The following is a 13,808-nucleotide window of genomic DNA, read 5'->3' on the forward strand; positions in this document are numbered from 1 at the left end:
TCTCCGGCGGGGAGGTCGTGTCGGGCGTGCGGGGGTGTCGCGCCGATCACCCGTTTCGGGTCCCCGTTCCGGTCCTGGTCGTGACACGGTGGGCGGGTGCGGACGGACGACCGGGTGGTGGCGTACGGCGGTGGGTGGCTGGACCGGGCGGCGGCGCTGCGCGGCGACGCCGCGTGGCTCGCCGAGCGGCTGAGCGACCCGGGGAGCGTGGTGCTGCCGCTGTGGCGGGACCGGTGCCTCGTGGACGCCGGGCGGGCGTTGGTACGCCCGGCGGCGGTGGACGCCGGCGAGGTGCTCGCCGCCGCCGACCAGACGGTCTTCCTCGGGCTGGACGCGGGGCGGGCGGTGTTCGCCGCCGACCTGTCCGGCCGGGAGGGCGACGAGGCGTGCGCGCTGGCCGGCGCGTCCGAGGCGGTGGACGTCCGGGCGCTGGTGGGCGGCCTGGAGCCGGCCGAGGCGGCCGTCCAGGCGTACGCGAAGGGGTTGTTGCACTGGCACCGCGGCCAGCGGTTCTGCGGCACCTGCGGCGCGGCGACGGTGGCCGGGACGGGCGGCCACACCCGCTCCTGCGCCGGTGCCGGCTGTGGTCGGCTGCTGTTCCCGCGGATCGAGCCGGCGGTCATCATGCTTGTCGAGGCGCCCGGCGAGCCGGAGCGGTGCCTCCTGGCCCGGCACCGCGGCGCGGCGGAGGACTCCTGGTCGACGCTGGCCGGGTTCGTGGAGATCGGCGAGAGCCTGGAGGACGCGGTCCGGCGGGAGCTGGACGAGGAGGCCGGGGTGGCCGTGGGCGAGGTGACCTACCAGGGTTCGCAGGCGTGGCCGTTCCCGGCCGGGCTGATGGTCGGTTTCCGCGCCACGGCGGTGTCGACGCGGGTGCGGGTGGACGGCGACGAGGTGGTGGAGGCGCGCTGGTTCACCCGGGCGGAGCTGCGCGACCGGGTCGCCGCCGGGCGGCTCCTCGGTCGGATCGACTCGATCGACCGCCACCTGCTGGGGTCGTGGTTGGACGGGCGGGGCTGATCGGCCTCCGGTCGGTGGCCGGGGCTGACCGGACGGGTGAGCGGGGCCTCACCCTCAGCGGCTTGTCAGCTCGCCGTTATCGAACTGTGATGTTTTGCCGTGACGGCTACCACAGGTGAAACCTGTCCGCCATCGTGTCGTAATGGCGACGGTTTGTCCGGGGCTCCTTGTCGCCGGGACGTTAACCGTTGGTAACCGTAGGCGATCTTGATACCACAACTGTGTTACCCGTCAGTAGCAAGGGACTTGTGAGGTCTGTCGCTTCGCGAGAGCATCCAATCCGCGAACCGCGCGGTCCGTTCGGCACAACGGCCTCCCGCGCCGCCCCGCAGCTTTCCGTCCCGCGTCGCGTCCCGCGTCCGGAGACGCACCCCCGTCGAGGAGGACCTTGTGAGTGAATCGGAGAACCGCCAGATGAGTGGTGGCACCCGCTGGCGGCGCTTCGCCGCGATGATGGTCCCGGCGACCGTCGTGGCCGGCGGCATCGTGCTCGGCATGGCCAACGGCGCCATCGCGGCGTCGTTCGCGGTGTCGGGCCAGACCTTCAAGGTCGGCGCCTCGAAGCTGGAGGGCAACGGCTTCAAGCAGTACGGCGGCCTGGTCCAGGAGAAGAACGGCACCCAGCACCCGGTCGCCGTCTCCGAGATCGCCGACGCGAAGCTCTACGACCTCTGCCAGTCGGTCAACGCCAGCATCCCCGGCGTGCCGATCGTGCTGACCATCAACGCCGGTGGCGGCGGCAAGCCGGCCACCGCCACCAACCTGCTGATCGACATGGAGTCGCTCGAGGGTGACGCCACCTTCGAGAACATCCAGATCGGCCGCGACGCCAACGACCTCAACAAGGCGAAGGGCCAGCCCGGCGCGTTCGGGCAGAGCGCCGACTCGGTGACCATCACGAAGCTGGAGCAGGTGGCCCGCTCCACCAGCGCCGGCGTCTTCACCCTCAACGGCCTCAAGCTGAAGGTCAACGTGGGCAAGGACGCCAAGGAATGCTTCTGATCTGATGGCGAGGCCCGCGGAGGGCGCCCTCCGCGGGCCTCAACCATGTCGCACCCCGTCAGCACCGCCAGGAGGAGTACGTGACAACCGCCGAAACGCAGCAGGCCCGGCCCGGTCGGCTCGGCCAGGCGTGGCGTGGCTTCCGCCGGTGGCGCCGGGCGCGGCCGTTCTGGGGCGGTCTCCTCACCGCCCTGGCCGGCCTGGAGATCTTCGCCACCACCCAGATGAGCCTCAACGGCCTCACGTTCCAGATGGGGCCCACCGGCTTCCTGTCCTGGCTCGTCCCGACCATCCTCGTGACCTGCGGCATGCTGCTCTGGTTCAGCCCGGCCCAGCGGATGTTCTACTCGGTGGTCGCGGCGATCACCGCGCTCTACTCGCTGATCGGGGTCAACCTCGGCGGGTTCTTCATCGGCCTGCTGCTCGGCATGATCGGCAGCGCGCTCGGCTTCGCCTGGGTGCCGCGCAAGGACGCCACCGTGACGCCGGTGGAGGAGCCGGTCGACGAGCCGGTGGAGGAGCCGGCCGACGAGCCGGAGCCGGCCCTGGTGGACGAACTGCTGCCCCGGCAACGGGAGGACGAGACCACCGGCGTCCTCACCGACACGCTGCCGGCGCCGCGTAACCCGCTGCGCGAGGCGTCGCCCGTCGAACCGGCCGGACCGGACGCGCCGCGCGGACCGGGGCACCCGCCCCGGGCGTACGCGATCCTGCTGGTCCTCGCGGTCTCCGCGGCCGGACTGGTCGCGGTCCGCGACGAGCGACCCGCGCTCGCCGCGCCGGCGGCCTGCCCGACCACGACGGCGCCCGCGCCGAAGCCGTCCGCCTCGAAGACCGCCTCGGCCTCCCCGTCGGCCAGCCCGAGCACCACCGCGCCGGCCGAGCCGGCCCCGGAGTCGGACGGCAACCTGCTGACCGACCTGGTCGACGGCATCACCGGCCTGTTCACCGGCGGGAACGACAAGACCGAGGCGTCGCCGTCCCCGTCGCCCTCGACGGCGGCGGCCGCTGCCGCGTCCCCGAGCGGCAGCGCCACGCCGAAGCCCAGCGGAAGCGCGAAGCCGTCCTCCCCGGCGACGTCCGGCGACGACTGCGCCGAACCGGCGCCGACCAAGCCGAAGCCGGTCGAGGAGGGCAAGCCGCTGCCCAAGCTCGCCGCCGACCCCGACCAGCCGATCGTCGCCGACCCGCCGTCGCGGCTCACCGGCTCCAAGGTGACCATGACCGGGTTGCGCTTCGAGGGCATCGTCGAGCTGCCCACCCACGACGGCAAGCTGAAGTGCCTGAAGTTCACCATGAAGAAGGCCGTCACGGACGACTTCACGCTGCTGGCCAGCGGCCCGGCCGGCAAGAAGCAGCGGTACGTCACGGACCGGCTCACCGTCGAGGGCGACGTCGCCTTCTACGCCACCCGGTTCGTCGGGCACCTGCTCGGCATCAAGATCACGCTGACGCCGGACCTGCCCTTCCCGGACGGCATCCCGATCACCTCGCCGATCCCGATCAGCTTCGACGACCCGGTGATCGAGCTGGCCTACGAGCACTCGAAGTCGCTCACCGCCCAGCCGGTGCTCCGGCTCGACCTGGCCTGACCGGCACGACGAAACGGCCGGGAATCGGAGGAACCACCCTCCGGCTCCCGGCCGTCGCCGTCGCCGCGAACCTCAGAGCCGGGCCAACGCCCGACGCAGCGGGTCCAGCCCCAGCGCCCCCAGGTCGAGCGCCTGGCGGTGGAACTCCTTCAGGTCGAAGTCGGCGCCCTTGCGGGCCTTCGCCTCCTCGCGCGCCTGCAACCAGATCCGCTCGCCCACCTTGTACGAGGGGGCCTGACCCGGCCAGCCGAGATAGCGGTTCAGCTCGAAGCGCAGGTTCTCGTCCGGCACCCGGCAGTGCGCCCGCATGAACTCCCAGCCCAGCTCCGGCGTCCAACGCTCGCCCGGGTGGAAGCCGAACGGGTTGTCCGCCGGGATCTCCAGCTCCAGGTGCATGCCGATGTCGACGATCACCCGGGCCGCCCGCAGCGCCTGCCCGTCGAGCATGCCGAGCCGGTCACCCGGGTCCTCCAGGTAGCCCAGCTCGTCCATCAGCCGCTCCGAGTAGAGCGCCCAGCCCTCGCCGTGCCCGGACACCCAGCAGAGCAGCCGCTGCCAGCGGTTGAGCAGGTCGGCCCGGACGGCGGTCTGCGCGACCTGGAGGTGGTGACCCGGCACGCCCTCGTGGTAGACCGTGGTCACCTCGCGCCAGGTGGAGAACTCGGTGATGCCCTGCGGCACCGCCCACCACATCCGACCCGGGCGGGAGAAGTCCTCGCTCGGGCCGGTGTAGTAGATCGCCCCGTCGCTGGTCGGCGCGAGGCAGCACTCGATCCGGCGGACCTGCTCCGGAATGTCGAAGTGGGTGCCGTCCAGCTCGCTGATCGCCCGGTCGGCCAGCGCCTGCATCCAGTCGCGGAACGCCTCCTTGCCGAGGACCGTCCGCGCCGGGTCCGCGTCGAGCACGCGTACCGCTTCGTCGATGGTGGCGCCCGGACCGGCGATCCGGCCGGACACCGTCCGCATGTCGGCCTCCAACCGGGCCAGCTCCGCGAAGCCCCAGGCGTACGTCTCGTCCAGGTCGACCTTCGCGCCGAGGAAGTACTGGGAGGCCAGTTCGTAGCGTTCCCGGCCGGCGGCCTGCTTCTGCCGGCCCACCGGGGCCAGCTCGCTGCGGAGGAACTGCCCGAACTCGGCGGTGGCCGCGGTCGCGGCGGCGGCGCCCTTGCGCAGCTCCGCGCCGAGCGTGCCGTCCGCGTCGAGGCGTTCGACCAGGCCGTGGAAGAAGTTGTCGCCGTCCGGGTCGGTCCAGATGTCGCACTGCTTGGCGACCTCGACGAGCTGCACCTGCGAGCTGACCTGGCCGTTGGCGGCGGCCTCGCGCAGCGTGCGCTTGTAGGCGTCCAGCGCCGACGCGAAGCGGTTGAGCCGGGTGGCCACGTTGGCCTTGGCCTCCTCGCCGTCGGTCGGCATCAGGTCGAAGACCATCCGCAGCTCGTGCAGGCCGCTCTCGATGACGCTGACCTCGCTGGTGGTCTCGCCGGTGTCGTAGCGGGCGAGTTCGAGGCCGAGGCGTTCCTGCATCGCCTCCTGGGCGGTCCGCTCCGCCTCGGTCTCCGGCTCGGCCACGTCGAGCTCGGCCAGCGTGCGCCGGACCAGGTCGGCGCGGGCCGCGTAGCCGTCGGGGGAGAGGTCGTCGAGCTGGTCGTCGTAGCCGGCGATGCCGACGTAGGTGGCGCCGGTCGGGCTCAGCGGAGCCCACTCCGCCACGTACCGGTTGGCGAGGTCATCGATTCGTCCCACCGCGCGAGACTACGTGACCGGGGCACCCCGGTGTCGATGGTGTTTGTCGTGTTCAGGGCAGCAGATCAGCCGGGTCGAAGTCGATCGGGAACGGCAGGTCCAGCTTGAGCCGCTGGCCGCTGACCGCCTGGGCCGTACTGACATAAGTGCCGCCGTCGAGCGTGAGGAACCCGACGCCGACATGCCGGATCTGCCGGGCGATCTGCACCCGCATGAAGTACGGCACCCCGGCCTCGGCGCAGCGGCGGGGCTTGTCCACGAAATCCTGTCGCCGGCTGCCCGGCGAGACGAACTCGACCGCCATCGTGCACAGCCGCACCGGGATCCAGCGGTCCTCCTGCTCGCTCGCGGGCAGGGTGTGCAGGACCGTCAGATCGGGCTGGATCCAGCGGTCCGGGGTGAAGGTCAGGTTCACCGCCCCGAAGACGTAGAAACCGGCCTCCCTCGCCGCCGGCTTGAGCAGGTGGCTCAGCTCGCCCTCGGCGTAGCTGTTGGTGCCGGTCTCGGCGGGGGTCATGACCAGCCTTCCGTCGATGCACTCGTAGCGCGCGTCGGGCAGCTCGCGCAACGGGAGGTAACGGTCGGCGAGCCGGGTGGTCCACATCCCGTCGAAATCGACGAGCGGATCGAAGCGCAGGGGCGCGGCCATCGACGTGTCACCTCCTCGACCGGTCAACTTCTCCACTGTAAGTCGGTTGCTGTGGCGGTCGACACGGCGTGGAGAATTTCGCGCGACATCGTCGTACCCGAGGAGCAGAGTGTCAGGGGTGAACGCCGATACCGCTCCTGACCGGGCACCGCTGCGCAGTTGGCTGCCGGGCTTCGTCGCGCTGGCCGCGATCTGGGGTTCCAGCTTCCTGTTCATCAAGGTGGGGGTGACCGAGCTGCACCCGGTGCACCTCACCCTCTACCGGGTCGCCACCGGCGCGGCCACGCTGCTGGTGGTGCTGGCCGTGCTGCGCGACCGGCTGCCCCGCGAACCCCGGATCTGGGCGCACCTGCTGGTGGTGGCCGCGTTCGGCGTCGCGCTGCCGTTCACGCTGTTCGGCTTCGGCGAGCAACGGGTCGAGTCCATGCTCGCCGGCATCTGGAACGCCACCACGCCGCTGATCGTGCTGCCGCTGGCGGTGCTGGTGTTCCGCACCGAGCGGCTGACCGCGCGGCGGGCGGTCGGGCTGGCCCTGGGCTTCGCCGGTGTGCTGGTGGTGCTCGGCGTCTGGGAGGGCGTGGGTGGGGCCCACTTCACCGGCCAGCTCATGTGCTTCGGCGCGGCGGCCTGCTACGGCGTGGCCATCCCGTACCAGAAGAAGTTCATCGCGGGCAGCGCGCACTCGGGCCTGTCGCTGTCGGCGGCGCAACTGCTCGTGGCGACCGCACAGCTCGCGCTGGTCGCGCCGCTGGTGGCCGGCGCGCCGCCGGCTCCGACCGGCCTCTCGGCGCGGGTGGTGGCCAGCGTGCTCGCGCTCGGCGCGCTCGGCACCGGGCTGGCCTTCGTGATCAACATGCGCAACATCCGGCTGGCCGGCGCGAGCACCGCGTCCACCGTGACCTACCTGATCCCGGTCTTCGCGGTGCTGGTCGGCGCCGTGGTCCTCGGCGAGCGGATGAACTGGCACCAGCCGGTGGGCGCGCTCGTGGTGCTCGTCGGCGTGGCGGTCGCGCAGGGCCTGTTCGGCCGGCGCCGCAGCGTGCCGGCGCCGGCCGCCACCCGAGTGGTCGAGCCGGCCGCCCGGGGCTGACCGCTCAGCCCCGGCCCGCCGTCCACTTCACCAGGCGGTCGGCACTCCAGGTGTTGACCACCCGATCGGCCGGTACGCCGCAGCGGGCCGCCCGCTCACAGCCGAACCGCTGCCAGTCGAGCTGACCGGGAGCGTGCGCGTCGGTGTCGATGGCGAACCGGCAGCCGGCCTCCAGGGCGCGGCGGATCAGCCGCTTCGGCGGGTCCTGCCGCTCCGGCCGCGAGTTGATCTCGACGGCCACGTCGTGCTCCGCGCAGGCGGCGAAGACGGCGTCCGCGTCGAAGTCGCTCTCCTTGCGGGTACGCGCCCGGTGCCCCTTGTCGCCCGGCCCGGTCACGCCGGCCGGCCGGGACGACACCATCCGGCCGGTGCAGTGACCGAGGATGTCCAGGTGCGGGTTGGCGACCGCGGCCAGCATCCGGCGGGTCATCTTCGCCCGCTCGTCGCTCAGGCCGCTGTGCACCGAGCCGACCACCACGTCCAGCCGGGCCAGCAACTCGTCGTCCTGGTCGAGCGAACCGTCGGCGAGGATGTCCACCTCGATGCCGGTGAGGATCCGGAAGCCCTTCGGCAGCGCCTCGTTGACCGCGGCCACGTGGTCGAGCTGCCGGCGCAGCCGGTCCGCGGTGAGACCCCGGGCCACCTTGAGCCGCGGCGAGTGGTCGGTGAGCACCAGGTATTCGTGGCCCAGCTCGACCGCGGCCAACGCCATCTCCTCGATCGGCGAGCCGCCGTCGGACCAGTCCGAGTGGCTGTGGCAGTCGCCGCGCAGCGCGTCGCGCAGCTTCGCCGCCTCCGCGTCCAGGTCGGCGCCCTCGGTGGCCAGCAGCCGGCGCAGGTAGACCGGCTCCTCGCCGGCCAGCGACTCGGCCACGCAGCGGGCGGTGACGTCACCGACGCCGGCCAGCTCGGTCAGCGTGCCGGTGCGGGCCCGCTCGGCCACCTCCCGGGCCGGCAGCGCGCCCAGCGCGTTCGCCGCCGACCGGAACGCCCGGACCCGATAGGTGGCCTCGTTCGCCCGCTCCAGCAGGAACGCGATCCGGCGCAGGTCGGCGAGGGGATCCCGGGCAGTCATGCCCTGGAACCTACGCGCTCGGGCGGCCCGCCGGGTGCCGCTGCCCGCGCGTCGGGTCAGCCGCCCGCGGCGGACCCGCCCGGCGACTTCGGGCAGCCGTGCCCGCGCTGCCACGCGGTGACCTCGGCGACCGGGGAGCGGTTGCCGCCCTTGCGCCAGGAGTTCAGGTAGGGCGCCGGCCACACCACGCCCCGGCGGATCCACCAGTCGTCGTGGCCGGTGCACTTCGGGGAGAGCCCGAAGTGCAGGTGGCACACGTTGTTGGCGTTGCCGGTGCGGCCCACCTTGCCGAGCTGCTGACCGGCGCGGACGCGGACGCCGGCGTCGACGCCGGCCGCGATCGCGCTCAGGTGCGAGCCGTAGTAGCGCACCCCGTCGTCGCCGAGCAGCGACACCGACAGGCCGCCGTTGTTCGGCCCGAGCGGCCCGCGTTTGTCGAACCGGTCCACCCGGCTCACCTCCAGGACCACCCCGTCGGTGACCGCCACCACCGGCTCGCCGCAGTCGGCGAAGACGTCCGTGCCCGGGTAGCCGCCGTGCGTCGGGTGGTAGTCGACGTTGCCGGCGCGCACCGGGAACACCCGCCGCGCCGCCGCGCGCGTCGGCGTCGGGGTCGGCGCGGCGGAGGAGACCACCGAGGGGGCCGGGCCCGCCGTGGACTCGGCGGGCTGCGCGGCGGTCGCCATCGGGCTCGGGTCCTGCCAGGCGTCGGCCGGCGCGGCGGGACGGCCGCACCCGGCGAGCAGCGCCGCGACGAGCAGCAGGACCGGGTACGCCGGACGCGCGCGGCGTCCGATCGATGGCGAGCGCATCCGGTCATCCTGGCAGACCACTACCGTAGGGACGACAGCCGAGACCCGCCCGCACCGTTCGGTCACTGTGCGTGACATCGGCGCGGGTGATCCGGGGAAGGGGGCAGCGGTGACGAACGGGTGGCACGGCGGAGCCGACGGGCCCGGCGCGGGGGCGTTGCCGCCCCCGCCGCGTACCCCGTCGGGGCTCTTCCCGTCCGGCGGGCCGATGCGCCCCAGCTACCGCGAGCCGAACCCGGTCACCGGCGCCGGCGTCGCGATCGGCGCGGTGGTCACGTTCGCCTGGCTGCTGCTGTTCGGGCTGGTCGGCAGGGACGTCCCCGGCTACGCCTGGTGGACGCTGCTCGCCGGCGGGCTCGCCTGGGTGGCCGCCTCCGTGCTGGTCCGGCACGGCGATCGAGGGGTGGCGACCGGGGTGGCGATCGTCACCGCCGGCGGCTGGAGCATCGCCGCGGCGATCGTCGCCGTGCGGTGGGCGCAGGCCGGCGACTGGCCGCTCTGGTGACCTTGGGTGCCGGTTTCGCTGCGTAGCGAAGACCATCTTGACGTACGGGCGGTGACGGTTCACGCTCGCCGTATGGCCTGGACCACACCGCCGCGGCTCGACCCCGATCGGAGCCGCCGCCGCCTGCAACTCCTCGCCGAGTTGGCCGGCGCCCGAGCGGTACAGCAGCGCGAACGGCCGCAGCGGGCGCGCAGCGAACGTCTACGCCAACTGATCGCGACCCGCCGGCGCGTCGCCGGCTGACCGACTTTCTCCAGGAACGGCCGGCCCCTTACGGGGCGTTGACCGGTCGCCCGCCGACCCGACCGGTTAACGTGCATCGCGTGACGTGTCGGCGTGCTGCCGAGGCCAATTTGGGGGGACCGTGTCGTACTTCGCTGCTGCCGTGGCGCGCGTCGACGGCGGCTGGACCGCCGGCGAGGTGAGCCTGCGGGGTGTCACCGACATCGAGGAGGTGGCCGACCGGCTGCGCGACGTCGAGCCGGACGCCGACCTCTCCCTGATGTTCGTCGAGGCCGACGACACCTACCTGGTGGTGCTGCGCCTGGACGAGGGGGAGGACCTGCGGGTCTTCGGCTCCGACTCGGCGTACGCGGAGGAGTCCCGGCTCGGCGCGCTGCTGGTGGGTGACCTGAAGACGTCGGTCACCGGGCTGGAGGACGTCGACGAGCCCCGGCCGTCCGGCGGCGACGACGAGAACGAGCAGCCGGCCGTGGACCCGGAGGCCGACCCGGTCGGTGACGCCGACCTCCTCACCGACCTGGGCATCCCGGCCCAGAAGCTGCTCGCCCTCTGCGCCCACGACGGCAACATGCCGGCCGACGTGACGGCCGAGATCTGCCAGGTGCTCGGCTGCGTGGACGAGGTCGAGGAACTGCGTGAGGTCTGAGCCCGGCGAGTCCGTGGCACCAGGCGTCACCGAACCGGCCGACGCGACCGACCCGGCGCTGGACACCGCCGGGTCGCCGCACGTCGGTCCCGGCGCCGCCGAAGGGCTGGCCGACCCGGGCGCGCTGGGCCGCCGGCAGCGGCACGAGCTGTGGATGCGCCGTGCGCTTCAGGTCGCGGTGACCGGCCCGGACGGCGGACCACCCGACGAGGGCGTCGACGACGTGCCGGTCGGCGCGGTGCTCTACGGCCCCGACGGCGTCGAGCTGGCCGTCGGGCGCAACGAGCGGGAACTGACCGGCGACCCCACCGCGCACGCCGAGGTGCTGGCGCTGCGCCGGGCCGCGCGCCGGCTGGGCCGGTGGCGGCTGGACGACTGCACCCTCGTGGTGACGCTGGAGCCGTGCACCATGTGCGCCGGGGCGATCGCGTTGGCCCGGGTGCCGACCGTGGTGTTCGGGGCGTGGGAGCCGAAGACCGGCGCGGTCGGCTCGCTCTGGGACGTGCTGCGCGACCGCCGGCTCCCGCACCGCCCCGAGGTGTACGGCGGCGTCCTGGAGGCGGAGAGCGCGGCGTTGCTGCGCGCCTTCTTCAGGGAGTAAGGCGGGGCCCCCGGTTAACGCCTCCGGTAGAGAAGGGGCCCCCTCTTAACAAGCCGCCCGCCCCGGCACCGGGCGGTGGCGGGACGGGCGGGCGGGAACGACAGGTCAGGCGATGATCGTGTCGAGGGCGATCTCGACCATCTGGCCGAAGGTCTGCTCACGCTCCTGCGACGTGGTCTTCTCGCCGGTCTTGATGTGGTCGCTGACGGTCAGCACGGTCAGCGCGCGGGCCTTGAACCGGGCCGCGATGGTGTAGAGCGCCGCCGACTCCATCTCCACCGCCAGCACGCCGTAGTCGGCGAGCGTGTCGTACAGGTCCGGCCGGTCGGTGTAGAAGGCGTCCGCGGCCAGGATCGGCCCGACCCGCATGGTGATGCCGCGCCGCTCGGCCACCTCGACCGAGGTACGCAGCAGGCCGAAGTCGGCCACCGGGGCGTAGTCGATCAGCCCGTCGAACCGCATCCGGTTCATGTTCGAGTCGGTGGACGAGCCGATGGCCGCCACCACGTCCCGCAACTGCAGGTCCTCGGTCAGGGCGCCACACGAGCCGACCCGGATCAGCGTCTTCACGCCGTAGTCGTTGATCAGCTCGTGGGCGTAGATGGAGGCGGACGGCATGCCCATGCCGGAGCCCTGGACGGAGACGTCGACGCCGTTCCACCGCCCGGTGAAGCCCAGCATGCCGCGCACCGTCGTGTAGCAGCGGGCCTCCTCGAGGTAGGTCTCCGCGATCCACTTGGCCCGCAGCGGGTCGCCCGGCATCAGGACCCGCTCGGCGATCTCTCCCGGCTCAGCGCCGATGTGCGTACTCATGGCAAAGATCCTGCCAGGCCGGCCGGCGGGATACCGGTTCGGCGTCCGTACCGGTGGTCCTGTACCCTCGTCGGCGGTGGCGTGTCCGAGTGGCCTAAGGAGCACGCCTCGAAAGCGTGTGAGGGTTTACGCCCTCCGCGGGTTCAAATCCCGCCGCCACCGCTCGTGAACAGCGAGAACGCCCGGTGTGATCCGTTCGGATCACACCGGGCGTTCCGTGTTCCGGCCCTCAGTTGCCGGTGAAGTCCTCGCCGAGCAGCGCGCGGATCCGGCCCAACCCCCGGGCGTCGCGCATCTTCACCGCCGAGGCGGAGAGACCCAGGATCGTGGCGACGGAGGCGACGCTCTGGTCCTCCCAGTGCCGCAGCACCACGACCGCTTGGTCCCGAACGGGCAGCGTCGACAGCGCGGTCATCAACGCGACGTGCAGGTCCGTCGTCGCCGGTGGTTCCGGCCGTTCGGGCAGTTCGGCGCAGACCACCTCGGTGTCGCTGCGCCGTCGCCGCTGGTCGAACACGGCGTTCATGAGCACCCGACGGCTGTACGCGTCGAGGTTGGCGGCCCGCCGGATCCGCCCCCACGACGCGTACATCTTGGCGTACGTGATCTGGGTCAGGTCCTGGGCGAGGTGCCAGTCCCGGCACATCAGGTAGGCGGTGCGTCTCAGCCGGGGCGCGGTCGCCGCGACGAACGCGCTGAAGTCCTCGTCCCGGATCTCGCGCTCACGTCGGCGGGCGCTGCTCCACCGGGCCAGTGGGCCGGCCTGGTGTTCGGTGGGCGGCGTGGCGCACACGTCGATCTGCCCGCTCGTCACTCGCCCTCCCCGGCACCCGAGCGGGCCGGGCACGGTCCGCCCAGGATCTGGTCGACGCCGCCGGTGTCGTGGAAGTTCGTCACGAGCCGGGAGAAGTCCGCGGCCCTGGCCAGTCTGACCTGGAACGATTCGGGCATCTGCTCCGGTCTGACCGCGTTGACCAGATCCGGGTTGTCCTTGTACATCTCCTTGAACCTGGCGTACGCCTCGTCGTGGCCCTGGAAGGTGACGCTCCGCACGAGCGGATCCGAGCGGAGCGCCTCGCGCAGGTCGAGGCGTTGCTGATCGGTGATCTCCTGGCGCAGGAAGACGCCGACGTCGACCGCCTCGTACCCCCATCGCCGGTCACAGGTGGGATCGGTGGAGGGCATGAGCGCGCCCGCCGCGACCACCGGCGATACCGGCTCCGTGGACGAGGGCGCCACGTTCAGGGCGATCAGAGCGGCGGCGATCGCGACGACGCCGGCCGCCGCGCCTCCCCCGAGCAGGCCGCGTCGGCGACGCAGCGCGTTGCCCGCCACCATGGCCTCCCGGGCCACGTCCCTGGTCGGTGGTGCGGGTTCGACGTCGAGTGCCCGCTCGAAGAGCACGTGCAGGTTCTGGTCCACAGCTCGCTCCTGGTGTCCGATGGCTTCCTCTCTCAAGGACTGGTCGAGGCGCCGCATCGGTCACACCGGATCGCCGGCGAACCGTCAGCAGGGGCCGTAGCCCTCGTCGAAGAGGCGGCGGGCCCAGTCCGCGTACCCGGCGATTACCTTGCGGACGGTGACGCCGTCGTGCAGGAAGAGATAGGCGCGGTCGCCGTCGCGGGCGAGCAGCCCGGCGAAGCGGTGGCTGCCGGGCGGCGCCGGCAGCGCGGCGGCCCCGGGGTACGCGGCGCGCACCTCGCCGACCGGCGTGCCGGCGCCGATGCCCTCCGGGGTGGTCATCGGGTCGTCGAGCCAGAGCAGGACGAGCCGGTCGTCGACGAAGATCGGGCTGACCGAGCCGTGTCCGGCCAGTGTGGGCCCGCACGCCTCCTCGTCGGTGCGCAGCAGGCCGCGGCGGGTCAGGTCCTCCTCGGTGGCGCCGAACTCCGCGTTGCGCAGGCCGTCCAGGCTGACCACCTCGGCGGATCCGACCGGGCGGGCCGCGATGTCGGGCCCTTGTGGACGGACGCCGCTCCCGGCGGCGGAAGCGGCAGCCAGCAGTGCGGCTATAAAA

Annotated in this window: 16 protein-coding genes and 1 tRNA gene; 9 read left to right on the top strand and 8 right to left on the bottom strand. The window is 72.8% G+C overall.

Annotation, left to right across the window (positions count from 1 at the left end):
* Positions 1-96: 96 nt before the first annotated feature.
* The 3 genes from nudC to H1D33_RS25090 all read left to right on the top strand — a co-directional run bounded on the left by nudC (position 97) and on the right by H1D33_RS25090 (position 3,614).
* Positions 97-1,020, top strand: a complete 924-nt coding sequence (gene nudC, locus H1D33_RS25080) for an NAD(+) diphosphatase (RefSeq protein WP_181570830.1) — start codon at positions 97-99, stop codon at positions 1,018-1,020.
* 414 nt (positions 1,021-1,434) lie between these two features.
* Complete coding sequence (locus tag H1D33_RS25085; RefSeq protein ID WP_181572593.1) at positions 1,435-2,022, top strand: DUF6230 family protein; 588 nt, start codon at positions 1,435-1,437, stop codon at positions 2,020-2,022.
* 80 nt (positions 2,023-2,102) lie between these two features.
* Positions 2,103-3,614: a DUF6114 domain-containing protein gene (locus tag H1D33_RS25090; RefSeq protein ID WP_181570829.1), complete on the top strand. Its 1,512-nt coding sequence runs from the start codon at positions 2,103-2,105 to the stop codon at positions 3,612-3,614.
* A 72-nt stretch (positions 3,615-3,686) separates the two neighbouring features.
* Here H1D33_RS25090 and H1D33_RS25095 read toward each other — a convergent pair whose 3' ends face one another.
* Both H1D33_RS25095 and H1D33_RS25100 read right to left on the bottom strand, forming a co-directional pair.
* Entirely contained in the window at positions 3,687-5,357 is a 1,671-nt protein-coding gene (locus tag H1D33_RS25095; RefSeq protein WP_181570828.1) for a DUF885 domain-containing protein, read from the bottom strand.
* Positions 5,358-5,409: 52 nt separating this feature from the next.
* Positions 5,410-6,033, bottom strand: coding sequence for a Uma2 family endonuclease (locus H1D33_RS25100; protein ID WP_181570827.1), 624 nt, complete (start codon positions 6,031-6,033; stop codon positions 5,410-5,412).
* A gap of 91 nt (positions 6,034-6,124) precedes the next feature.
* Here H1D33_RS25100 and H1D33_RS25105 point away from each other — a divergent pair, with 91 nt between their 5' ends.
* The gene (locus H1D33_RS25105; protein ID WP_181570826.1) at positions 6,125-7,096 is read left to right on the top strand and encodes a DMT family transporter; all 972 of its coding nucleotides are present in this window, start codon (positions 6,125-6,127) and stop codon (positions 7,094-7,096) included.
* Between the two features lie 4 nt (positions 7,097-7,100).
* On the opposite strand, the gene H1D33_RS25110 is transcribed toward H1D33_RS25105, so the two are convergent.
* Complete coding sequence (locus H1D33_RS25110; protein ID WP_181570825.1) at positions 7,101-8,171, bottom strand: PHP domain-containing protein; 1,071 nt, start codon at positions 8,169-8,171, stop codon at positions 7,101-7,103.
* A gap of 56 nt (positions 8,172-8,227) precedes the next feature.
* Complete coding sequence (locus H1D33_RS25115; RefSeq protein WP_414685440.1) at positions 8,228-9,061, bottom strand: M23 family metallopeptidase; 834 nt, start codon at positions 9,059-9,061, stop codon at positions 8,228-8,230.
* Between the two features lie 130 nt (positions 9,062-9,191).
* Between H1D33_RS25115 and H1D33_RS25120 the strand changes: the two genes are divergently transcribed.
* The 4 genes from H1D33_RS25120 (at position 9,192) to H1D33_RS25135 (ending at position 10,978) form a co-directional block, all read left to right on the top strand.
* Positions 9,192-9,488, top strand: coding sequence for a hypothetical protein (locus H1D33_RS25120; protein ID WP_246412138.1), 297 nt, complete (start codon positions 9,192-9,194; stop codon positions 9,486-9,488).
* Positions 9,489-9,560: 72 nt separating this feature from the next.
* Entirely contained in the window at positions 9,561-9,731 is a 171-nt protein-coding gene (locus tag H1D33_RS25125; protein ID WP_175441502.1) for a hypothetical protein, read from the top strand.
* Positions 9,732-9,852: 121 nt separating this feature from the next.
* Complete coding sequence (locus H1D33_RS25130) at positions 9,853-10,377, top strand: tRNA adenosine deaminase-associated protein (RefSeq protein WP_181570823.1); 525 nt, start codon at positions 9,853-9,855, stop codon at positions 10,375-10,377.
* A gap of 154 nt (positions 10,378-10,531) precedes the next feature.
* Positions 10,532-10,978, top strand: a complete 447-nt coding sequence (locus H1D33_RS25135) for a nucleoside deaminase (RefSeq protein ID WP_181572591.1) — start codon at positions 10,532-10,534, stop codon at positions 10,976-10,978.
* 105 nt (positions 10,979-11,083) lie between these two features.
* Here H1D33_RS25135 and deoD read toward each other — a convergent pair whose 3' ends face one another.
* Positions 11,084-11,791 carry a purine-nucleoside phosphorylase gene (gene deoD, locus H1D33_RS25140; RefSeq protein WP_091070383.1) on the bottom strand — a complete coding sequence of 236 codons (708 nt, stop codon included), beginning with the start codon at positions 11,789-11,791 and terminating at the stop codon, positions 11,084-11,086.
* Between the two features lie 75 nt (positions 11,792-11,866).
* Here deoD and H1D33_RS25145 point away from each other — a divergent pair.
* Positions 11,867-11,953, top strand: a tRNA-Ser gene (locus tag H1D33_RS25145).
* A gap of 67 nt (positions 11,954-12,020) precedes the next feature.
* On the opposite strand, the gene H1D33_RS25150 is transcribed toward H1D33_RS25145, so the two are convergent.
* The 3 genes from H1D33_RS25150 to H1D33_RS25160 form a co-directional block, all read right to left on the bottom strand.
* Positions 12,021-12,605: a SigE family RNA polymerase sigma factor gene (locus H1D33_RS25150; RefSeq protein WP_246411881.1), complete on the bottom strand. Its 585-nt coding sequence runs from the start codon at positions 12,603-12,605 to the stop codon at positions 12,021-12,023.
* A complete protein-coding gene (locus H1D33_RS25155) occupies positions 12,602-13,213 on the bottom strand; it encodes a permease-like cell division protein FtsX (protein WP_181570822.1) in 612 nt (203 codons plus the stop codon). Before H1D33_RS25155 ends, H1D33_RS25150 begins: the two co-directional genes overlap by 4 nt.
* 84 nt (positions 13,214-13,297) lie before the next feature.
* Entirely contained in the window at positions 13,298-13,792 is a 495-nt protein-coding gene (locus tag H1D33_RS25160; protein ID WP_414685554.1) for a hypothetical protein, read from the bottom strand.
* Positions 13,793-13,808: the final 16 nt, after the last annotated feature.

The organism is Micromonospora ferruginea (assembly GCF_013694245.2).
GTDB lineage: Bacteria > Actinomycetota > Actinomycetes > Mycobacteriales > Micromonosporaceae > Micromonospora > Micromonospora robiginosa.